At 38.0% G+C, this 22737-nt stretch carries 21 protein-coding genes; 17 read left to right on the plus strand and 4 right to left on the minus strand.

The genetic code is table 11. The annotated features are described in order from the left end of the window. The first annotated feature begins 121 nt into the window (after window positions 1–121). The 7 genes from LJY09_RS09755 to LJY09_RS09785 all read left to right on the plus strand — a co-directional run bounded on the left by LJY09_RS09755 (window position 122) and on the right by LJY09_RS09785 (window position 10386). A complete protein-coding gene (locus LJY09_RS09755; RefSeq protein WP_034269286.1) occupies window positions 122–1405 on the plus strand; it encodes an ATP-binding protein in 1284 nt (427 codons plus the stop codon). A 104-nt stretch (window positions 1406–1509) separates the two neighbouring features. Next, the gene (locus LJY09_RS09760) at window positions 1510–1878 is read left to right on the plus strand and encodes a hypothetical protein (RefSeq protein ID WP_013056739.1); all 369 of its coding nucleotides are present in this window, start codon (window positions 1510–1512) and stop codon (window positions 1876–1878) included. Between the two features lie 252 nt (window positions 1879–2130). Then, complete coding sequence (locus LJY09_RS09765; RefSeq protein WP_034269283.1) at window positions 2131–3525, plus strand: L-cystine transporter; 1395 nt, start codon at window positions 2131–2133, stop codon at window positions 3523–3525. A 175-nt stretch (window positions 3526–3700) separates the two neighbouring features. After that, complete coding sequence (gene pulA / locus LJY09_RS09770; RefSeq protein ID WP_323134976.1) at window positions 3701–6538, plus strand: type I pullulanase; 2838 nt, start codon at window positions 3701–3703, stop codon at window positions 6536–6538. Window positions 6539–6719: 181 nt separating this feature from the next. After that, window positions 6720–8213: an aldehyde dehydrogenase family protein gene (locus LJY09_RS09775; RefSeq protein ID WP_013082880.1), complete on the plus strand. Its 1494-nt coding sequence runs from the start codon at window positions 6720–6722 to the stop codon at window positions 8211–8213. A 107-nt stretch (window positions 8214–8320) separates the two neighbouring features. Continuing rightward, the gene (locus tag LJY09_RS09780; protein ID WP_228307777.1) at window positions 8321–9607 is read left to right on the plus strand and encodes a cytochrome P450; all 1287 of its coding nucleotides are present in this window, start codon (window positions 8321–8323) and stop codon (window positions 9605–9607) included. A gap of 119 nt (window positions 9608–9726) precedes the next feature. After that, the gene (locus tag LJY09_RS09785) at window positions 9727–10386 is read left to right on the plus strand and encodes a serine/threonine-protein kinase (protein ID WP_028413611.1); all 660 of its coding nucleotides are present in this window, start codon (window positions 9727–9729) and stop codon (window positions 10384–10386) included. A 13-nt stretch (window positions 10387–10399) separates the two neighbouring features. Here LJY09_RS09785 and LJY09_RS09790 read toward each other — a convergent pair whose 3' ends face one another. Further along, a complete protein-coding gene (locus LJY09_RS09790; RefSeq protein WP_014460422.1) occupies window positions 10400–10678 on the minus strand; it encodes a hypothetical protein in 279 nt (92 codons plus the stop codon). A 140-nt stretch (window positions 10679–10818) separates the two neighbouring features. Here LJY09_RS09790 and LJY09_RS09795 point away from each other — a divergent pair, with 140 nt between their 5' ends. From LJY09_RS09795 to motB, 3 genes are all read left to right on the plus strand, one after another. Beyond that, window positions 10819–10962 (plus strand): hypothetical protein, encoded by a 144-nt coding sequence (locus tag LJY09_RS09795; protein WP_014460421.1) that lies wholly within the window; start codon window positions 10819–10821, stop codon window positions 10960–10962. Between the two features lie 129 nt (window positions 10963–11091). Further along, window positions 11092–11886 (plus strand): flagellar motor stator protein MotA, encoded by a 795-nt coding sequence (gene motA / locus LJY09_RS09800; RefSeq protein ID WP_013056745.1) that lies wholly within the window; start codon window positions 11092–11094, stop codon window positions 11884–11886. Further along, window positions 11879–12712, plus strand: a complete 834-nt coding sequence (gene motB, locus LJY09_RS09805) for a flagellar motor protein MotB (RefSeq protein ID WP_025752068.1) — start codon at window positions 11879–11881, stop codon at window positions 12710–12712. Before motA ends, motB begins: the two co-directional genes overlap by 8 nt. Window positions 12713–12747: 35 nt before the next feature. Here the strand turns inward: motB and LJY09_RS09810 are convergent, their stop codons facing one another. Continuing rightward, window positions 12748–13080 (minus strand): hypothetical protein, encoded by a 333-nt coding sequence (locus tag LJY09_RS09810; RefSeq protein WP_033578790.1) that lies wholly within the window; start codon window positions 13078–13080, stop codon window positions 12748–12750. 199 nt (window positions 13081–13279) lie between these two features. Here LJY09_RS09810 and LJY09_RS09815 point away from each other — a divergent pair, with 199 nt between their 5' ends. Beyond that, the gene (locus LJY09_RS09815; protein WP_176344157.1) at window positions 13280–14233 is read left to right on the plus strand and encodes an NAD(P)/FAD-dependent oxidoreductase; all 954 of its coding nucleotides are present in this window, start codon (window positions 13280–13282) and stop codon (window positions 14231–14233) included. A gap of 19 nt (window positions 14234–14252) precedes the next feature. Then, entirely contained in the window at window positions 14253–14948 is a 696-nt protein-coding gene (locus LJY09_RS09820) for a YqjF family protein (protein WP_028413608.1), read from the plus strand. Window positions 14949–14951: 3 nt separating this feature from the next. On the opposite strand, the gene msrA is transcribed toward LJY09_RS09820, so the two are convergent. Continuing rightward, window positions 14952–15857, minus strand: coding sequence for a peptide-methionine (S)-S-oxide reductase MsrA (gene msrA / locus LJY09_RS09825; RefSeq protein ID WP_033578792.1), 906 nt, complete (start codon window positions 15855–15857; stop codon window positions 14952–14954). 323 nt (window positions 15858–16180) lie between these two features. Here msrA and nhaC point away from each other — a divergent pair, with 323 nt between their 5' ends. Continuing rightward, on the plus strand, window positions 16181–17587 hold the full coding sequence (gene nhaC, locus LJY09_RS09830; RefSeq protein WP_028413606.1) for a Na+/H+ antiporter NhaC: 1407 nt from the start codon (window positions 16181–16183) through the stop codon (window positions 17585–17587). A 179-nt stretch (window positions 17588–17766) separates the two neighbouring features. Here nhaC and LJY09_RS09835 read toward each other — a convergent pair whose 3' ends face one another. After that, window positions 17767–18420 (minus strand): GntR family transcriptional regulator, encoded by a 654-nt coding sequence (locus LJY09_RS09835; RefSeq protein ID WP_034269276.1) that lies wholly within the window; start codon window positions 18418–18420, stop codon window positions 17767–17769. Window positions 18421–18783: 363 nt separating this feature from the next. Here LJY09_RS09835 and LJY09_RS09840 point away from each other — a divergent pair, with 363 nt between their 5' ends. From LJY09_RS09840 to LJY09_RS09855, 4 genes are all read left to right on the plus strand, one after another. Continuing rightward, window positions 18784–20196: an amino acid permease gene (locus LJY09_RS09840; RefSeq protein WP_034269273.1), complete on the plus strand. Its 1413-nt coding sequence runs from the start codon at window positions 18784–18786 to the stop codon at window positions 20194–20196. A gap of 297 nt (window positions 20197–20493) precedes the next feature. Next, window positions 20494–21495, plus strand: coding sequence for an acyltransferase family protein (locus LJY09_RS09845; protein WP_033578795.1), 1002 nt, complete (start codon window positions 20494–20496; stop codon window positions 21493–21495). A 25-nt stretch (window positions 21496–21520) separates the two neighbouring features. Next, window positions 21521–22396, plus strand: a complete 876-nt coding sequence (locus LJY09_RS09850) for a peptidylprolyl isomerase (RefSeq protein WP_033578796.1) — start codon at window positions 21521–21523, stop codon at window positions 22394–22396. Between the two features lie 30 nt (window positions 22397–22426). Beyond that, complete coding sequence (locus LJY09_RS09855; protein WP_155017217.1) at window positions 22427–22585, plus strand: hypothetical protein; 159 nt, start codon at window positions 22427–22429, stop codon at window positions 22583–22585. The last annotated feature ends 152 nt before the right edge of the window (window positions 22586–22737 follow it).

Genomic DNA, 22737 nt, shown 5'->3' on the forward strand with positions numbered 1-22737 from the left:
AAGGTATTAGATAAGAATAAAAAAATAAGGTAAACTAGTTTAAAAGTAAGAAGAATATTCAGAACTTAATTGATGAAACATAGAGAGTATTCACATAAAAAACAAAGGCTGGTGGGAAATATTGATAAAAAATAGGGAGGGTGTACGAAAAGCAGCGGCGGTAACGGGTCTTCTGCTTTTAGGGGTGTACACCGTCTTTCAAACAATGGCATTTTTTAAAGGAGCATATGCTCTTAGCAGTTTGATAAAAGATAGTTTACTAGTGGGCATAACGGCTGGCACGTTTTATTTACTTCATAAGCGTTCGGTTTATACCCAGGTGTCTGATGAACAGTATCAGCTTGCTACATTAATAAACTCAATGCCAGATTTTATTTGTTTTAAAGATGGAGCTGGCAAATGGGTGGCGGTGAACGATTTTGGAAGAGAACTTTATCATTTAAAGGGTATTGATTACAGGGGTAAAACCGATGCAGAGCTTGGGGAGCTTGTGCCTTTCTTTCAAGCGGCTTTCTTACACTGTATTTCATCGGATGAAGAAGCTTGGAGAAAAAAGGAAAAGGTACGCATGGAAGAAGCATTTGAAATACCAAACGGCGAGGTCAAAACATTTGACGTCATTAAAGTACCTGTGTTTTTTGATGATGGCTCAAGAAAAGCTCTTATTACGATTGGACGAGATATCACTCAGCAAAAGCTTGCAGAAGCGCTTCTGATAAAAAAGGAAAAGCTTTCTGTAGTAGGCGAATTAGCTGCTGGAATTGCCCATGAAATTAGAAATCCGCTTACGAGTATTAAAGGGTTTGTTCAGCTCATGAAAGAAACAGACCGATCCGCGGTAGGGTATGCTAATATCATGCTTGATGAGCTGGAACGAATTAATGGTATTGTTAGTGAAATGCTCCTGTTGTCAAAACCTGAAAGTGAACATTTTCGCGTGTTTTCTCTTACAGAAGCGGTTAAGTATGTAATGAGTCTAACTTCCCATGAAGCTTTATTGAAAAATATTGACTTCTTATACGATGAACAAACAAATAACGCTAGTGTATATGGAAATAAAAATCACCTTATCCAAGTATTACTTAATGTTTTTAAAAACGCAATTGAAGCCATGGATAAGCCTGGAAATATTTATATCACAATCAAAACAGCGCAGGATGACCATATTTTTATAGAAGTTAGAGATGAAGGAGTAGGAATTTCTAAAGACCGTCTAGAACATATAGGAGAACCGTTTTTTACTTTAAAAGAAAAAGGAATGGGGCTTGGATTAACAATCAGCTCTAAAATTATTCATGATCATCACGGTACCCTGCAGATTGAGAGTGAACAGAAAAAAGGGACGATTGTTAAAATCCGACTGCCTCTGTATATCGAAGATACGGCGGTTTTTGCAAGCAAATGAAATGTTGTAAACGAAAAGTAATGAAAACGTCATCCATTTCTTATTGCTAAACGCAGCTGTACATGATGTAATAAAAGAAACGAACATGTCAGGAAGGTAGCAAAATGAGACGTGCAGATCAAAAAATTATATTACCGTATACACCGGAAAATTTAAGAATGCTATTGCTTCAAGTATGTGACGGAGAAAATCCGTTTTCCCATCAAGACCTTGCGTATTGGTGTGATAAATATACTCTCCATTATTATGAGTATGAAGCGGATGAAACGCAGTGGATGAATGATATGCAGCAGACAGATAATAGGCAAGATCTAGCTAAATCCTATGCCATTGCTAAAGATATTGGCTGGCAGTGGTACTTTTATATGGCTAGAGGAACGACGCTATCTGATATTCAATATGTCGAGCTTCACGAACTAGAATTACCCAGACATTTGTTTGTAAAATGGCTAAATGAATTATATGAAATGTAATCCTATATATGAATTGTAGTACATCCGGTCTGATGAAAGAAAGGCCATCTCTGGTAACGGAGCAAAAGACCACTGAAGTACATACAAGCGTAAAATAGAAAGCTAAGGAAAATCCTTAGCTTTTTTGTTTTGTCAAAATTATTCAAAAAAACTGTCTTTAGGAAAAAACATAAAACCTAGTTGACTTATTGGTATTGTTGTATTATAAGTAATAGAGACATAAATTATGGAAAAATTACAGGGGGAACATCTATGAATAACTTATTAGTCATTCTAAACATCCTTATTATGCTGGCACTGCTTGCGGGGCTGTTTATGATGCAGAAAAAACATGTATCATTTTCAAAGCGTGTGTTCACGGCGCTTGGCCTAGGGATTATTTTTGGTTTTGCTCTTCAGTGGGTGTATGGTCCGACTCATGAAGTAACGATAGCGACCGCCGATTGGTTTAGCATTGTAGGAAGCGGATATGTGAAGTTTCTTCAAATGATTGTCATGCCGCTTGTATTTGTATCGATTGTAGCGGCATTCACTCGTTTGAAATTGACGAGCAATATTGGAAAGATTAGTAGTTTAATTATTGGGATTTTGCTTGTCACAACAGCGATAGCAGCTGCAATTGGTATTTTTACAACAACGAGCTTTAATTTAGAATCTGTCCAAATCACAAAAGGGGAAGCGGAACTTCAGCGCGGAGAGGACTTGGAAAACAATTTATCTAGTTTAGAAGCAAAAACAATTCCGCAGCAAGTAGTAGAATTATTACCTGCTAACCCGTTTCTTGATTTAACAGGCGCACGATCAACTTCCACGATTGGCGTTGTCATCTTTGCCGCATTTGTTGGAATTGCGTATTTAGGCGTGAAGCGTAAAAAAGCTGAGGAAGCGGCGTTATTTTCAAAAATTATTGATACGCTTTATGCAATTGTCATGCGTGTAGTGACGCTAATTCTTCGTTTAACTCCTTATGGGGTACTTGCAATTATGACCAAAACAGTAGCAACGAGTGATATTGATGCAATTGTTAAACTTGGAAAATTTGTTGTAGCATCATATGTCGCATTGGCAGCTATGTTTATCGTTCACTTAGTTATTCTAACAATCATCGGTGTAAATCCGATCACATATGTTAAGAAAGTATTTCCTGTATTGGCGTTTGCCTTTACTTCTCGTACGAGTGCTGGAGCATTGCCTTTGAATGTTAACACACAAACAAGACAGTTAGGGGTTCCAGAAGGAATTGCGAATTTTGCAGGTTCATTTGGTCTTACAATCGGTCAAAACGGATGTGCTGGAATATATCCAGCTATGTTAGCCGTTATGATTGCACCAACGGTAGGTATTGATCCTTTAACGCCTTCATTTATTTTCACGTTGATTGCCATTGTAGCAATTAGTTCGTTTGGCGTAGCAGGGGTTGGCGGAGGAGCGACATTTGCGGCTTTACTTGTATTATCTTCTATGAATTTGCCCGTAGCGCTAGCAGGCTTATTAATTTCAGTAGAACCACTGATTGATATGGGACGTACGGCACTTAATGTAAGTGGAAGCATGACAGCCGGAGTCGTAACTAGTAAACTAACAAAAGAGTTAGATACAAACGTATACAACGATCAAACCATCTCACCTGAAACAGCAGAAGTGTAAAAGAGATACGGTATCCATAGTTAACATTGTTAACTATGGATTTTTTTTCTTTATCCGCATAAAATAGGAAAAAATACTTATGATAACGCTTTCAAAAAAGGTTATAGTGAAAAATGTGTACGTACTTTATTTTACGGGAGGGTTTTAATTGAAACGTAGTTGGACTAAATATGCAATGGTACTGACGGCTTTACTCTTACTAGTAAGCTCTTTTTTTAGCCCGTTTATGCAATCGTTTGCATCTGCAGCGGATACCACAAAACTCACGATTCACTATCAGCCTGCTTCAAACGATACAAAAGAATGGGGATTATGGGTTTTTCCTGAAGGAGGAGAAGGGAAGCCTTACGCATTTACAGGGGAAGATCAATTTGGAAAAGTAGCGGAAGTTGAACTACCCGGTACTTATGACAAAGTAGGTTTTATTGTACGAACAGAGTCGTGGGAAAAAGATGGAGGAGACCGCTTCGTGTCAGTGGAGAACGGTGAAGGAGAAGTATGGGTAAAAAGTGGAGATGAACATACATATACGTCTCCTCCTGACGGTGAATATCGAGATTTACCGGAATTTGATAAAGTAAACGTTACCTTAAACTATCATCGGTACGATGGAGATTATAGCGGGTGGAACATTTGGACATGGCCAGGTGATGAAAAAGAAGGCAAGCAAATCGAATTTACGGAAGACACGAATTTTGGGAAGAAAGCAACTTACACAATTAACAGTGGAAGTGGTAATTTATTTGACAAAATTGGTTTTATTGTACGCCATTCTACTAGTGATAGCGATTGGGAAAATAAAGACGGAGGAAACCGCTTTATTACCAAGGTTGGTAAAGATGGGAATGTAGAAGTATGGATTGTTCAAGGGCAAAATCGAATTTATTACGATAGAGCTGGAGTAGATCTCACTCGGAAAATCATGAAGGCGACGATGGATACATTTAATCAAATCACCTTAGAAACAAACGTGCCGTTTGACTCTTCTAAGAGTTTAGGAGACATTGAAATTGACGGAGCTCAAATTGAGAAAGTGACACCTTATAAAGAGGGAGGAGACGCTGTTACTACTAAAATTAAAATCATAACAAAACGGCCTTTGGACGTTACACAAACGTATAGAGTTAAGCAAAAAGGATACGGATCAGCTGATGTAGTCAATGGAAGTGTCGTGCGTACGAAAGAATTTGACGAAAAGTATGCATATAGCGGAAACGATTTAGGAAACACATATTCTAAGAAACAAACAAATTTTCGCGTATGGGCTCCAACTGCAAGCGAAGCCAAGCTAGTGACTTATTCGTCATGGAACTCGAAAGCTTTAAAAGAAATTTCTATGACTAAAAGTGAAAAAGGAACGTGGAAAGCGGAGTTAAAAGGAAATCAAGATGAACTAATTTATACGTACAAAGTAAAAATTGGGAACGTCTGGAATGAAGCGGTTGATCCATATGTACGAGCAACAACGGTCAATGGAGATCGCGGAGTCGTCGTAGATTTGGCTAAAACAAATCCGAGAAAGTGGAGTACAAATAAGCCGAAATTTAAAAATCCAGAAGATGCCATTATCTATGAACTGCACGTACGAGATTTATCGTCTCAAAAAGAGAGCGGTATCAAAAACAAAGGAAAATATTTAGGCGTAGCGGAGTGGAATACGAAAGGACCAAATGGAGTAAAAACAGGACTCAGTCATATTAAAGATTTAGGTGTAACGCACGTCCAGTTCCTGCCTATTTACGATTATCGTACGGTGGATGAAACGAAATTAAACGAGCCGCAGTTTAACTGGGGATATGATCCGAAAAATTATAACGTCCCAGAAGGCTCCTATTCAACAAACCCATATAATCCTAAGACTAGAATTATTGAGCTCAAACAAATGATTCAAACGCTTCATGACAAGCAGCTTCGCATGGTAATGGACGTTGTTTATAATCACGTGTATGCAGTGAGTGAGCATAGCTTTGATAAACTAGTTCCAGGCTACTACTTCCGTTATAAAGAAGATGGAACTCTATCCAACGGAACAGGTGTTGGAAACGACACGGCGTCTGAACGGAAAATGGTTCGGAAGTTTATCGTAGATTCTGTTGCGTATTGGGCAAAAGAGTACCACATTGACGGGTTTCGGTTTGATTTAATGGGGATTCACGATACAAAGACAATGAATGAAGTGAGAAAGAAATTAGATGAACTTGATCCTTCCATTATCGTCTTAGGAGAGGGCTGGGATCTAGGAACCGAGCTTCACGCTAAGCTCAAAGCTAACCAGAAAAACGCTCAGGATATGAAGCGCATCGCTCACTTTAATGACGGTATGCGGGATGGTCTTAAAGGCAGCGTATTTTTTGATCATGACAACGGATTTGTGAATGGAAAGCAAGGACAAGAAAAACTCATACAGCAAAGTATAGCAGCTGGAATTGATTATGATCGTTCAACTGCCACGTATGAAGATCCAGATCAAGTTGTTACGTATGTAGAAGCGCACGATAACCATACGTTATGGGATAAGCTTCAGCTGACGAACCCTGCTGACACCGAGCAAACGAAAAAGCAAATGCACAAGCTTGCTTCTTCTATTATTTTAACATCTCAAGGAATGAACTTTATACATGCAGGTCAAGAGTTTATGAGAACAAAAGGCGGAGACCATAACAGCTATCAGTCACCCGATTCTGTCAATCAGCTAGATTGGAAGCGCCGAGCAGCTTTCAGCCAAGAAGTAAATTACATGAAGGGACTTATTGCGCTTCGAAAGCAATATTCGTCATTTAGAATGACGAGTGCACAGGCTATTCATCAAAATTTACGCTTTGTTGATGCACCAGCAAACGTAGTAGGTTATACGTTAAATGCTAAAGCTAATAAAGATAAAGCAAACGAAATAATGGTGATTCATAATGCAAATAAACAAGCTCAAACGGTTCATTTGCCTTCTAACAGAACGTGGAGATTACTTGTTGACGGCGAGCGGGCCGGAACAAAAACGCTCCGCTCCGTACGGTGAAAGGAAATACAATAAACGTTTCGCCTCTTTCGACATTTGTACTAGTAAGATAAGTTTTAGATAGCTAGAATGCATGTAGAAAAATTCAGAATATTGTATGCAAAATTGTTGATTTTACTAGATAACATGGTAAAATATTCATTGTTAGCGTTTTCAAAATTCGTGGGGAGGTATGTATTTGATGCAAAATCTTGGAGCGAAAAAAGTTGAAATGAGTCCGAAAGTAGTGGAGTTTTTAAAAGGAGTTAAACAGCTATACATTAATGGCGAATGGGTAGACTCTGTTTCAGGAAAAACGTTTGAAACAGTAAATCCAGCAACGGGTGAAAAGTTGGCAGATGTAGCTGAAGCAAATCCAGAGGATATTGATCGCGCCGTCAGAGCGGCTAGAGAAGCCTTTGATCATGGACCTTGGACAAAGATGTCAGCAGCTGAAAGAAGTCGACTTATTTATAAATTAGCTGATTTAATGGAAACACATCAATTGGAACTTGCGCAGCTTGAAACGCTTGATAACGGAAAACCAATTCGTGAAACATCAAATGCAGACATTCCATTAGCCATCGAACATTTCCGCTACTTTGCAGGGTGGTCAACTAAAATGGTTGGACAAACTATTCCTGTGCAAGGAGCGTATTTTAACTATACGAGATATGAACCAGTAGGAGTTGTTGGCCAAATTATTCCGTGGAACTTCCCGCTTTTAATGGCCGCTTGGAAGCTCGGAGCCGCTTTGGCAACTGGATGTACAATTGTGCTCAAGCCAGCCGAGCAAACGCCTCTTTCTGCACTTTACTTAGCTCGACTAGCCGATGAAGCAGGATTCCCAAAAGGCGTGCTAAACATTGTGCCAGGCTACGGGAAAACAGCAGGTGAACCGCTCGTTCATCATGATCTTGTCGATAAAATTGCTTTTACAGGATCTACTGCTGTCGGAAAAGCAATTATGAAACAAGCTAGCGACTCTTTAAAGCGTGTGACGTTAGAGCTTGGAGGAAAATCACCAAACATTATCCTCCCGGATGCAGACTTAACAAAAGCTGTTCCTGGTGCGCTTTCAGGTATTATGTTTAACCAGGGACAAGTATGTTGTGCTGGAAGTCGTCTGTATGTCCAAAAAAGCTTATATGATAATGTCGTAGCTGATTTAGTTTCTCAAACGAAATCTATTAAACAAGGAAATGGATTAGCTGATGAGACAACAATGGGTCCGCTTGTATCTGCGCAGCAGCAAAAACGAGTGAAAACCTATATTGATAAAGGAATTGAAGAAGGAGCGGAAGTACTCGCAGGAGGAAACATACCGTTTGATCAAGGCTATTTCGTAGAACCGACTATCTTTGCAGATGTCGATCATTCGATGACGATTGCTCGTGAAGAAATCTTTGGTCCGGTTGTAGCTGCTATGCCGTTTGACGATCTTGATGATTTGATTGCCAAAGCAAATGATACAGCATATGGTCTAGCAGCAGGCGTCTGGACACAGGATTTAAAGAAAGCACACTATATTGCTCATGGTATTAAAGCGGGTACAGTTTGGGTGAACTGTTACAACGTATTTGATGCAGCAAGCCCGTTTGGAGGTTATAAGCAGTCGGGAATTGGTCGTGAAATGGGAAGCTATGCGCTTGATAATTACACTGAAGTGAAAAGCGTATGGATCAATATGGAATAATAAGTAAGATTTTTTGTGAAAATCAATAGCATATCTTTGTGTGAAAAAGAGTAGTCTTTAGTGGACTACTCTTTTATTTGTTTAAGTCCCGCATTTTTAGAAAAGGAGTGATAACATTGCCGGTTATACAGGGCCCCTCGTCGTATAAGCTTACCGGTCACCTGCAAAAGTTTAGAGAGAACCCATTGGGTTTTTTGGAAAACTTGACTCAGTATGGAGAAATTGCAACATTTAGAGTTGCGCACAAACGCTTTTATGTAACGAGAGACCCTCAACTTATTAAAGATGTAGTCATTACAAACAGCAAGGCGTTTCAAAAAATTAAACTAACGCATATGTTTAAAACGCTGCTGGGTGAAGAAATGTTATGGACAGATGAAGCATTACACATGAGCCCCATTCAACCCTCACAACTTAAACAACATCTAACTTATAATAAGGAAGCAATCGCAAAAATAATTGAAAAGCATACGGAAACGTGGGAAGAAGGGCAGCTTCGAACGATAGTAAAAGACATAAGACAGATAGTCGTAGCTGTACTCCTTCAACTTGTATTTGGCATTTCGATTGAGGATAAAGACAAAATTCACTATGTTCAAGCACTTATGAGAAAAAAAGAAAAGTTAGGCAAAATTTATATTCGTCTACCCTTGCACCAGCCTGACTCAGATGAGCAGCTAGAACAACTCCTTTTTGAACGCGTTCAAATGCGTGTTCAAAACAAAACCGAAGGAAATGACTTACTGCAGTGTGTATTAAATTCTCACGGGGAAGACATCGATGAAAGAGAAATATACGAACAGCTAAATTCTATATTCCTTTCGATGTATGAAATGATTACGCACGTATGCAGCTGGTCTATTCATTTACTGTCTCAAAATATTAGGGAGCACCTTCAGCTGCATAAAGAAATTCAAGCCTATGCTAGCGGTGAATCACTTTCAACCAAAAATTTGACCTATATGCGCAAAATAATTGCTGAAAGCATGAGGCTGTATCCGCCTCTTTGGCTATTTGGGCGTCAAGCACGTGAAGATATACAAATAGATGGTTACAGCATTAAAAAAGGGGAGATTATGTTAATTAGCCCTTATATGATGCATCGCCATGAAGATTATTTTTTAGAGCCCAGTGAATTTTTACCTGACCGTTTTGAAAAAGGAGGGTCCATTGATGTCCCAAGCTATATGTATATGCCGCTTGGGATTGAGCATCAAGCGGAAAGAGGCATGGACTATATCACTGAAATAGTAACTATTTTTCTGTCAGAAATGACAAAGCGCTTTTTATTTCAACTGACTAAGCCCGAGCCTATTGCTCCGATGGCGGGCGTTATGCTGAATATGAAAGAAGAACTGGATGTGAATGTTCACAAAGTTCACACGCAGTCTTGAATGAACGGGAATCCTTTCCCTCTTTATATCAGGCTGTCAATTTATTGACACATCCTGCATTGAGATTTATCATAGGATAATATTTGATAGAGATTACTGAAGGATTTTTAGAGGGGACTATGGATAAAACAATTAAACAGTTAGTGTCGCTAGTTGAAACATCATTACTAACGCAAGTTAAGATTCAAAGTGAAAGTGACTATGATCCAGTTGAAGTTACGAACAAAACAAAAGAGTGGGTACTTATTGGTAAAGGAAACTATGCCGGTGTGTTTACGCACGAGAATTATCCTGAATTTGTCGTAAAAGTATACGGAAGAGACGTTTATGGTGTAAAAAAAGAAGCGCAAGTGTATAGAAAGCTGGGCGTTCACCCAGCTTATTCTCAACTTTTTCATGAGGGAAAGACGTACTTGATTTTAAAAAGACTTACAGGTGTTACTTTGTATGATGCTGTACAGCGGGGAATAAAGATTCCAGAACAAGTCATAAAAGATGTGAACAAAGCTTTGGACTATGCAAGAAGCCAGGGGTTAAACCCGTATGATGTGCATGGCAAAAATGTCATGATGAAAGATGGAAGAGGATATGTGGTGGATATTTCTGACTTTTATAAGGAGGGTATTGATAAAAAATGGACAGACCTTGTAAAAGCTTATTACACCTTTTATCCGTTTATTGATAAATACCATATCCGCTTGCCGTATCCGCTTTTAAACGTTATCAGAAAAGCATATCGTCTATATCGTAGAATCAAATCAAAAAGGAGTTTCCGCTAAAGGGAACTCCTTTTTAAGATGAAATACAGCGCAGTACGTGCTGCTGTTCAAAAGTTGGTTTTAATTTGAATAGAATGGTTTGTAGTATTTCAGATTGATAGACAAATTTTAGCGTATGTTTAAGGGAAAGAGGATGTAAGAAAGAACGTATTCTTTTTTCAGCATAACGTATCACCTGTTCTTCATAAAATAAAGTACGTGCGGAGATTTTAGCGTGAATATCTTTTGTTAGTTCGATTGTAAACTGGATAATCATTAAATCAGTGTCTTTACAGTATTTTTCTAGTAGCATAATATCACCTCCATTTTGTCAACTCATTTACATAATCTTAATATAAAATTTACAAATGTCAATAAAACACGGAAAAATAAATGGTAAGACTGCTCTTTTTATATGTTGAATAAACAACAACGTTACAGAGGTGAGTAAAGTTGAATATTAACGTCGGGTTTGCAATTTTAGCTGATATTGATAATAAGATGACGGCTGCTATTTATGTGGAAAATCAAATTGTAGCGATTATAGCTGGACCTTCAGATATTCTGTATGAAAAGTTGAAAAAAGTGTTTTTATAATAGAGAAAAGATGTAATTGTAAATATGATTCATAAAAAGCTTAAAAATTCTATGAAATAGTCGAAATAAAAGATGAGGATAAAATACACAAAAAGAAAGAACAGGAAGTTAAGGATAGGAGAATTACATATGGATAAAACATCTTTTATTGGACTGATTTTAGGAATAGCCTCTCTTATTGTAGGCATGTTTTTCAAAGGGGTTAATCCATCTGTGTTAGGAAATCCGGCTGCTATTTTAATTATTATTGTCGGAACCGTCGGAGCAGTAGTGATTGCATTTCCTTCAAATGAAATCAAAAGAGTCCCAAAACTGTTTGGTGTCCTGTTTAAAGAACAAAAAATGCTGCAGCCCGTTGATTTAGTATCCATGTTTTCAGAATGGGGACAAGTTGTTCGAAAAGAAGGGTTACTATCACTTGAAGCCCAAATTATTGATGTAGATGACCCTTTCTTAAAAAATGGTTTGAATTTAGCTATTGATGGTCAAAGTGCGGATTATATACGAGACGTGTTGTCTGAAGAAATTGATGCTATGGAAGAGAGACATCAAACGGGTGCAAGTATTTTCGCTTTAGCAGGTACATATGCTCCAACTCTGGGTGTACTTGGAGCTGTTATAGGGTTAATTGCTGCGCTTGGGAACATGGAAGATACGGATACGCTAGGACATGCGATCAGCGCGGCGTTTGTTGCTACGCTTCTTGGTATTTTTACTGGGTATGTACTATGGCATCCGTTTGCAAATAAACTGAAGCGTAAATCGAAACATGAAGTAAAGGTAAAGTATATGATGATCGAAGGAGTGCTTTCACTTCTAGAAGGAGAAACACCGAAAGTAATTGAGCAAAAGCTGGCTTCCTATTTGCCAACAGCGGAACGTAAAAAGCTTCTTCAAGAAAGCGAAGTGGGCATAAATGAGTAGACGCAGAAAACGAAAGCATGAAGAGGACCATGTTGACGAAAGCTGGCTGCTTCCTTACTCAGATTTGCTTACACTTTTACTTGCTTTATTCATTGTATTGTTTGCAATGAGCTCAGTGGATGCGCAAAAATTTAAGAACCTTTCCCGCGCATTTAATGAAGCGTTCGTTGGAGGAACGGGCGTGATGGAATTTCAATCTCTGCAGGAATCTGAAGAAGCGGTTCAGCCTTCAAATACTCCTGCAGCTAAAAGTACGGAAAAAACAAATGAAGTAGAGACAGCTCCCAATCAGTCTCCTGCTTCTTCACAATCGTTAACGAGCGAACAAAAGGAGCAAACCATTCGAGAAGCTGATCAAGAAGAGCTTCAGCAAATTCAATCTAAAATTAATGCGTATATTCAAAAGAAAAACTTAACAAATCAATTACAGACTTCGCTAACCGAGGAAGGTCTCTTAATTTCCATTCGAGACAATGTATTGTTTGATTCGGGAAGAGCACAAGTGCGGAGTGAAGATACAAAAATCGCAAATGATATTTCAGAGCTTTTGGTGATTGATCCTCCTCGTAATATTATTATTAGCGGCCACACCGATAACGTACCTATTCGCAACGCTGGTTTTGAATCCAACTGGGAGTTAAGCGTGATGAGAGCAGTTAACTTTATGAAAGTTATCTTAAAAAACGATAAGCTTAATCCAAGCATGTTCAGTGCAAAAGGATTTGGAGAGTTCAAACCGGTGACATCTAACAATACAGCAGAGGGGCAAGCGAAAAATAGAAGGGTTGAAATATTGATTACTCCTCGTACAATTAAACAGCCGTAAAAGCAGTCCTGCTTTTACGGCTGTTTTTCTATGTGTTATAAAGCTAAGAGTCTTCTCTTTTCAAAGTTTCCTCGTACTAACTTGAGGTCCATTCCATCTAAAATCAAATCAATGAGAGCGCCTTTAAAGACATCTGCTGTTTTTTTCTTATCATTGGACTGCAAATATTGCACGCGATACCACTTGCCTTCAACTTGAAAGTACATAAAACGTCCGTGCGTAAAGTCAATCCAAAACTTGGTAGGTTGTCCATTGAGATTTTTATAAACATATCCCCAGCTTCGTCCTTGGTGAGCGTCCTTCATTTTAGGGCGAGCTGTATTAAATACTTCGTAATATACTTTATGCTTAATATCATAGAGCATCATGTGACAGTCCTCCTATTTATAGACGTGCTAGCAGGTAAAGATATATTTGTATACGACAAGTATACTCAGATGAAAGGAATCGTAGACTATTTTTTTGAGACAAGCAGGAGCAAAGGTAAATGAAAAAGACAGTTTAAATTAGCTCAATCATTCCGCTTTTTTTATACTGTAAATAAATGCGTTAAATAAGGAGGAAAAAATGAGACGAGTAGGCATAGTAGGTGCTGGAATGACGGGCCTTACAGCAGCGGCTGAATTGCAAAAAGAGGGAATAGAGGTCTTTCTTCTTGATAAGGGCAAAAGTGTAGGGGGACGAATGGCTACCCGACGAGTAGGGGATGGAAAAGCAGATCACGGAGCTCAATTTTTTACAGTGAGATCCGATGAATTTCAACAAGACGTAAATAAATGGATAGGTGATAGAAAGGTTAAGAAGTGGTTTGGTGACCATCACCCTCGGTATCAAAGTCCGAATGGCATGAATGCGCTAGCTAAATATTTAGCTGAAGATCTACGCGTATATGTAAATCGAAAAGTTCAAGCCATTGATTTTCAAAACGGAAGGTATCAGTTATATACAGAAGAAAATGAGATTTTTGAAGCGACTGATATCATTCTTACACCTCCGTCTCCTCAGGTTATTGAGATGCTTAATAACAGCAGGTTACAGGTGGACCAATCTATTCTTAAAACACTGAAATTCAGTCCTTGCTTGGTTGCTATCGTGGAGCTTTACACAGAGACGCTGTTTGGTGATCATGGTCAACTCACGAATCCATCTGGCACAATCCAAAGAATCATTAATCATGAGCAAAAAGGAATATCAAAGACGCCCGTTCTTAGCATATATATGAATAAAGACTGGTCAGAAAAACATGTTGATGAACATGAACGTGAGTTGCTGCCGATGATAAAAAATGAAATAAAAGAATGGATAGGTGCAAATCATATTAAAAGCATCCAGATAAAGAAATGGCGCTATGCAGAGGTTGAACAAGTTCTTCATCAGCCCTTTGCTAAAATTATGCCGTCGCTACTGGTGGCAGGAGATGCTTTTTTAAGAAGGGAAGACGAGACGAATCACTCACGGTTAGAGAGCGCATATTTGTCAGGCAAATCGGCAGCCGCTGAATTAATGGAAAAGAACATCTAGAAAAAGGAGGGACCAAGAAGTGAAAAATAATTGGATAATGAAACAAACGTGGAAAGATTTACTGTTTATTCATTGGCCTGTAGATCCGGCATTTTTGGCTTCTTTATTGCCGAGTCAGTTAGAGCCTGACACCTATAATGGTCAAGCGTGGATTGCGCTTGTGCCTTTTACGATGACAGACATTCGATTCAAAGGAACGCCCGCCGTGCCCATCTTTTCACGGCTATATGAGCTAAATGTGCGTACCTATGTTACATATAAAGGGGAAAAAGGCGTTTATTTTTTTAGTTTAGACGCAAGCAATCCACTAGGAGTATGGATTGCTCGTCAGTTTTTTCACTTGCCTTATTACCACGCTGCTATGACATTCAACAAAACTCAGAACTATATTTCTTTTCAGTCAGTTCGAACGCACAGAGACTCAAAAAAAGAGCGAGTAAAGCTTACATATAGAGGTACTTCTCCGTCCTATCGCAGTAGAAAAGGAGAATTAGCTCATTGGCTTACAGAGCGCTATTGCTTATTTACCACTCATCAAGGAAATGTCTACAGAGGAGACCTTTATCATGATCCTTGGGAGCTGCAAAAAGGAGAGTGTGAAATAAGAGATGATTCTATCACTCAGCCTTTTTTGCGTCCGGCGGACTATCATAATTTAACTGTACACTACGCAAAGAAAGTAACTGCTTATTTTTACCCGTTTAAGAAAGTATAGGCATCAAAACAAAATTAAAAAATCTTCATAGCCTTCTTCTTTAAGCTTCTCTTTTGGAATAAAGCGAAGAGCCGCAGAATTTACTTGATAGTATTCGCTGTTTTCTTCTGTTAAAAGTAAACCAAGATAGTTATCTCCTTCTTTGCTTTTTAGCGCTGTTGAATGCTGAGCCGGCACTTTTTTTATGTTTCCGTATAAGATAGGACGCTTAAAAATGGGCCAGCCTGTATGAGAAGGAAGCTGATCTGACGTTTTGAACAGTGCTTCTCCAGTTAGAAGGTCAACGTAAATTCCTTTTTTTTTGTTATTCCAATATAAATTTGTAAAAGGGGGTTCGGTTCCGTTTTCCTGCGTAACAAAATATTGCATAGGCGTTAGGAACTTTTTAAGGTAAGAGCGGTCCTTGGGCCAATGCTGCGTCAGAAAATCAGTTCGCCCCGAGCCTTCTTTGTATAATTTATAGTGAAATGCATTTTTTCGATAATAATCCTGCTGCTGTTCTTCTGCTTCGTAAAAAGAAGAAAAAGGTAAAATAGGTGTGACGATAGGGTTCTTAAAACGTCCGCTTTGGGCGAGCTTTCTTTTAGAATCGAGAGCCACTTCTTTTTGCTTTTCGTTATGATAAAAAATAATGGCTCGATACGATGGTCCGCGGTCTGAAAACTGTCCGGCGGAATCCGTAGGGTCAATTTGCTGCCAATACAGGTTAAGCAGCTCTTCAAACGTAATTTGAGAAGGATCCCATACAATTTGCACGGCCTCTACGTACTCGCTTTCCTGTTTAGCTTCAGAAGCGATTTGTTCATCTCTAGCGTAGCCCGAGCGGATACTAATGATTCCTGTAAGCTGATCAAAAGGAGCGACCATGCACCAAAAGCATCCTCCTGCAAACGTTGCATATTCTTTCATGTTACTTTCCTCTTTTCGTTGAATAAAATAAATGAAAATATATTTATATATTAAAATGTATAAACAAACAGAAAGCGCTTTATAACGAGTCTTGTAAGAAAGCACACTCTTATGGTATTATGACCACTGGATAAAAGAAAGATGGCTTATTGTTTACGCGAGTATCCTTATTTTATGTTCTTAAAAAGATGCAGTTTATTGTTTAAGTACTCATAGAAATACATACGTTGGAGCAGTAAGAGGAACAATTAAAAAATAAGGACGTTTTGCTCTTAAACGATACCACATTCCAGAATCTACATACCAGTTTAGGAGGAGCTAGTTTGAACACAACCCGTTTACCATCTATGTGGGAAATAATGATTGTGCTTGCTTTATTTTTAGCTGTTGTTATTTCGTTTGCAACTGTTTTTGATTTACCTATTCAGCTCGCTTTATTTATTTCATGGTTTATTGTTATGGCGCTAGGAGTACGACTTGGGTATACGTATAATCAGCTGCAAGGGGCCATTACAAGAGGAATATCAAACGGCTTAGAAGCTATTTTAATTTTATTAGCCGTCGGTACGTTAATTGGAACATGGATTGCCGGAGGAGTTGTTCCTTCTCTTATTTATTTTGGATTAGAGTTTATTAATCCAACATTCTTTTTACTTGCTACACTGATCATTTGCTCTATTACCTCGATTTCAACAGGAACATCTTGGGGAACGGTTGGTACAGCCGGAATCGCGATGATGGGAATCGGACAAGGCTTAGGTATGCCGCTTCCTTTAGTAGCTGGAGCCGTGATTTCAGGAGCTTATTTTGGAGACAAGCTTTCTCCTCTTTCTGATAGTACCATTTTATCTGCGTCAATGGCCCGAGTGAACGTTATCGATCACGTAAAAGCAATGTTAGTATTGGATATTCCTGCTTATCTCATTACGGCAGTATTATTTACGGTAACAGGGTTTATGTATGGGGGAAAAGATTTTGATGCTGGACGGGTAGAAGAATTAAAATCTTCGCTGTTGGATACATTTCACATCAGCGGGTGGATGCTGATTCCGGCTTTGGCTGTCATTGTCCTTTTAGCATTAAAGAAACCTTCTCTTCCAGCAATTGCGGTTGGTTCATTATTAGGAATTATATGGGCAGTTGTCTTTCAACATATGGATGTGGCGAGCGCATTTAATACGGCTTATGAAGGATTTAAAATTAATACCGACAACACATTTTTAAGTGAGCTATTAAATCGTGGCGGAATTTTAAGCATGGTCGGTTCTATTATTGTCATTATTTTTGGCCTAGGATTTGGCGGGTTATTAGATGAGCTCGGCGTCTTAGAAGTCCTGCTATCTAAATTTGAAAAAATTCTTGTCAATTCAGGAAACGTTACGGCTTCTACTATTTTCGTTGGATTATTAGGAAATATATTTGGTTGTGCGATGTATGTTTCATTAATTTTAACACCGAAAATTATGGAGAAAAGTTATGATAAGTTAAGAATACAGCGTCTAGTGCTTGCCCGTAACTCAGAAGTAGGGGGAACCTTAACTTCTGGAATGGTTCCGTGGACGGATAACGGTGTATTTCTAGCTACAACGCTTGGGATTTCTACATTCGCTTATCTGCCGTTTATGTGGCTCAGTTTTGTCTCTATTATTTTGGCGATTGTTTACGGATATACAGGGAAATTCATTTGGTACGTAAAAGAAGAAAAACAGCGTTCTGCCATAGCAAAATAAAAGAGGCTGGGACAAAAGAGTTTTAGTTGAAGAAAAATCCGAACGATGAATTGAGATTCTTAATGAAGAATCAACTTCGTTCGGATTTTTTCATTGGTATGATAAACGTAGGTTTCATGTATTTCGTTTCTTCTAGCTGTTGATCGAATTGATTTAGTTATGTCTCGAGTTCTTTTTGATCAAATCATTTCTGGGTATTCGATTTTCCAGTGAACATTTTGAAGGTAAAGCTGAACATCCGCCTTTTTTTTCTGCTGCAGAAGTTTTAGAATATGGCGGTGATGTTCATTCATTACGCGTAAAATGGCGTATAGCTCTTTTTTGTCATCGCTAAAGTACGTTTGTCTGATGAATCCGTCTTGTAAAGACATAAGCTGTTCTTTTAAGGTCACATTATCACATCGGTTCAAATATACTCGATGAAAATATGTTTGATATTTTTGATAATCCTGATAATTTTCTGATTCAATCGAAACATCGATTTTTTTAATAAGCTCATCCATCTTCGTAAAATCTTCTTCAGTTAAGTGATCAATCGACAAGGCAGCTGCCAGACCATCTAAAGCACCGACGATTTCAAACACTTCTAGTTTTTTGTGTGTGTCAATTTCCTTTACAGTAAACCCTCTGCGCGGTCTGTATTCTAATAGGTTGTCTGAAGCTAATTTAATAAGCGCTTCTCTTACAGGCGTTCGGCTGACATTCAGCTGAGAACAAATACTGGCTTCATTTATTTTGTCGTTAGGCAGCAGTGTACCTTCTTGAATTTGACTTGCTATGTAGTTATATACATGATCTTTTAATGAATGATAAATCATAGGCCCCTTGTTCATTGTTTCCCCCTAAAATAAATATCGCATCAGCTGTTCTTTCTCTTCATGTCATGGTGATGAAAGAGTATAAAAATAGCAAGAAAGAACGTACAGGTGTAAAAATAATCATATCATATCACTTCATTTAATCTTAGTTAGAATATAAAAAAATAGAATTATTGAAATATTTTTTACTATTCATTGTTGTAAAAAATCTGAAAAATGATATAATCGTAAAAAGATTTAAGAAGTGTATATTGTATACAATATACAAAATTCGTACATATCGAAGAAATAGAGCCTATTCCTGAAGAGAAGAGACTATAGAGAATATGTAAAAAAACCAAGTTTTTGGATGGGTTTACTATAAAAAGGAGGTACATAATGGGTGAGAATACAACATCTATGAATCAGTTACAAAGAAAAATGAAAAGCCGTCATTTATTTATGATTTCCCTTGGCGGTGTTATCGGTACGGGGTTGTTTCTTAATTCTGGCTATACAATTAATGCAGCAGGTCCTGGGGGAACGCTCCTTGCTTATTTAATCGGTGGATTAATTATGTATTTAGTCATGATATGTCTAGGGGAACTAAGCGTAGCAATGCCTGTGTCAGGATCATTTCAAGTATACGCTACAAAGTTTATAGGGCCGGGAACTGGTTTTGCGGTGGGCTGGCTCTACTGGCTGACTTGGGTAGTATCTGTCGGTTCGGAGTTTACAGCGTCTGGGCTGCTTATGCAAAGATGGTTTCCTGACGTTTCGGTTTGGATATGGAGCGCGCTGTTTGCTCTTTTATTATTTGGTTTAAATGCAACATCTGTACGTTTTTTCGGCGAAACAGAATTTTGGTTTTCAAGTATTAAAGTATTAACGATTATTGTATTTATTATTTTAGGCGCAGCAGCGATGTTTGGATTCATTCCCCTTAGCGGTCATGAAAAAGCGCCGATGCTTTCTCATTTTACAGGAGAGGGCGGTTTATTTCCAAATGGACTTATGCCTGTATTAATTACGATGGTTTCCGTGAGTTTTGCTTTTTCAGGAACAGAATTAATTGGTATTACGGCGGGAGAAACCGAAGATCCAGAAAAGAACATACCTCGAGCCATTAAAAATATCATTTGGCGTACATTCTTCTTCTTTATCGGCGCCATGTTTGTACTATCTGGGTTGATCTCATGGAAACAAGCAGGAGTGTTAGAAAGTCCTTTTGTGACGGTGTTTGATCAAATAGGTATTCCTTATGCAGCAGATATTATGAACTTGGTTATTTTAACAGCTTTACTATCAAACGCTAATGCAGGCTTATATGCATGCTCGAGAATGCTCTGGTCATTATCCGATCAAAAAATGGTTAGCAGCTGGTTAGGGAAAGTAACGTCTAAAGGAGTTCCATTTAATTCGTTGCTTATCAGCATGGGAGTGGCTTGTCTGTCCTTGCTGTCAAGCGTGGTTGCACCAACTACTGTTTACTTAGTATTAGTTTCTATTTCTGGATTTGCGGTGGTAGCTGTATGGATGGCTATTGCAGCTTCTCATTTTATGTTCAGAAGACGCTATATTAAAGAAGGAAATGATGTATCAAAGCTTGTTTACAAAGCTCCTTTATATCCTCTCGTTCCTATCTTAGCATTCGTTTTATGCTTTGCTGCTTGTGTAGGACTTGCTTTTGATAAGAGTCAGCGTATCGCATTATACTGCGGTATCCCATTTGTCCTTTTTTGTTATCTGTTTTATTATTTAAAAAGCAAAAAAGAAAACGGAAAAGATGACAGTCAGCCTATAGCAAAATAAAAAGCAGAAGACCTAGGTCTTCTGCTTTTTTTTGCATACAAAAACACCCTATCCATCCGTACTGGTTAAGTGTCCCGCAACAAGCGAAATTGAATTGGATAGGGTGCGTATCTATATAGTAGAGAAAGAGGCGCCATTTGTCAAACTTATTTAGCGGCGCCTTATTTAAAAATAGAAAAAAGAAAAGTTTTCACTGTTTTTTCATTTTCACTATGTATAGTAAGGGATGTAAAGAAAAGATATTCGCAGCAGCACGTCGTACAAATCCATAGAACGTAAAAGAAAGGAGGAAGTCAAATGGCTAAGCGGGATGCGTATTTTGATAACGTGAAATTTATCTTAATTGTACTGGTAGTGTTTGGCCATTTGTTAACTCCCTTCATTAATGATGAACAGTGGTTACGAACACTCTACATATTTATTTATACTTTTCATATGCCAGCGTTTATTTTAATAAGCGGATATTTTGCAAAAGGATACCGAAAGAAAGGATATATGTGGAAGATGGCGAAGAAAGTATTACTTCCTTATATTATCTTTCAACTTATCTATGCGGTATATGATTATAAACTGTATGATGAATCGTCATTTGAAGTTTCAGTATTTCAGCCAGCTTGGTCACTGTGGTTTTTACTAAGTTTATTTTGTTGGAATGCGATGCTGTTCATTTTTACAAAGATCAAATATCCTTTAGCCGTCGCGGCAGTTTTAGGAATTATGATTGGCTTATGTGAACCGCTAGAAACAACGTTAAGTCTTTCTAGAACATTTGTATTCTTCCCCTTCTTCTTAGCAGGGTTTTATATGAAAAAAGAACATTTTAAAAAGTTGACGTCTGTTTCTTGTAAGAAAATAGCTGGAGGCACATTGCTCATTATTGCTCTGTGGATCCAGTACGTAGCACCGGATTTTGAGAAGGAGTGGCTATTTGGTTCAAAATCTTATGCCTCCTTAGGTGTAAATCAAGTAGAGGGAATGATCATTCGTACACTATTTTATAGCATCAGCTTAGCAATGACGGTTTCCTTTTTAGCTTTGATCCCTACACAGACGATGTCTTTTACATCTCGAGGTGCTCAAACCTTTTATGTGTATTTGCTACATGGATTTCTGATTAAATATATTCGCTTATCTTCTTTTGGAGACTGGATAGAAAGTGTACAAGGATACAGCATTCTTTTGATTGGAGCTTGTGGAGTGGCGTGGCTGTTGTCGAGTAAATACGTATCTACGATTGCAAGGCCTTTAATTGAGCTTAAACCTTTACCAACGCGCAAAAGTTTAAGTTTAGGTAAGTAATGAGAAATGGAAAAGGAGTTTAATGATGTCTAAAAACAAAATAATTATGATTATCGCAGCCGTTGTCATTATTGCTGCAGTAGCTATTGGTGCCGTAGCAATGAATAAATCAAAGGTAGTTGCTACCGTTGGTGATGAAAAAATCACAAAAGATCAGCTGTATGATGCTCTTCTTGCTCAAGGAGGATCAAGCGTCCTTGATTCACTAATCGAACAAAAAGTCATTTCAAAAGAAGCAGCTAAACAAAATATTAAAGTAACCGATAAAGAAATTAATGCTGAATTAGAAAACCTTAAAAGTCAGTACGGTGGAGAAGATGCACTAAATCAAGCATTAGCATCTAGCGGTGTAAAATTGTCAGAGCTGAAAAAAGATTTAAAGACGAATATTGAAGCAAAAAAAATGGTCGAGTCGACTATTAATATTAAAGATAGTGAAATGAAATCGTACTTTAATCAAAATAAAGATTCACTAGCTACAGAAGCACAGGTAAAAGCTAGTCATATCTTAGTAGCAGACGAAAAAACAGCAAAAGAAGTAAAGGCAAAGCTTGATAAAGGAGAAGATTTTGCAAAGCTAGCAAAAGAATATTCAACGGATACAGCTTCTAAATCAGATGGCGGAAACCTTGGATACTTCAAAAAAGGCGATATGGTCGAAGCTTTTGCCAACAAAGCATTTTCAATGAAGGTAAATGAAGTAAGTGATCCTGTTAAAACAGAATACGGTTACCATATTATTAAAGTAACAGGCAAAAAAGAAGCGCAAAAAGCAACATATGAAAACAGCAAAGCAAAAATCAAGCAAACGCTGCTTGATCAAAAATACCAAACAGAGTATCCAACATGGTTACAAAAGCTAAAGAAAAAGTATGATATTACAAACAAACTTGATTCATAAATAATACCTTAACGAAATGAGGGGATGGATATGAAACAAACAGCGTCTTATAGCAAATTAGAAAAAATCGTCGAACAATTGAAGCACAGAGGTGTACGAGCTGAAATATGCCGGCGTGTTGTAAAGGTCACAGAAACTGTTAATGGATCAAATCCTTCATATTCAAATCAAATCGTTAGTCATTCATAAAAGTACAAAAGACGCGAACGGCTGAACAGCAGTTTGCTCTCGTTCTTAATACAGGTAGGGAAAATTAAAATGAAAAGAGATCAGTAGAGGCAACTTGTTTCTGCTGATTCTTTTTGTATAATAAAGTAAACAAAAGGATGCAGGGAAATGTA

It is taken from the genome of Priestia sp. J2 (genome assembly GCF_020790095.1).
GTDB lineage: Bacteria > Bacillota > Bacilli > Bacillales > Bacillaceae_H > Priestia > Priestia zanthoxyli.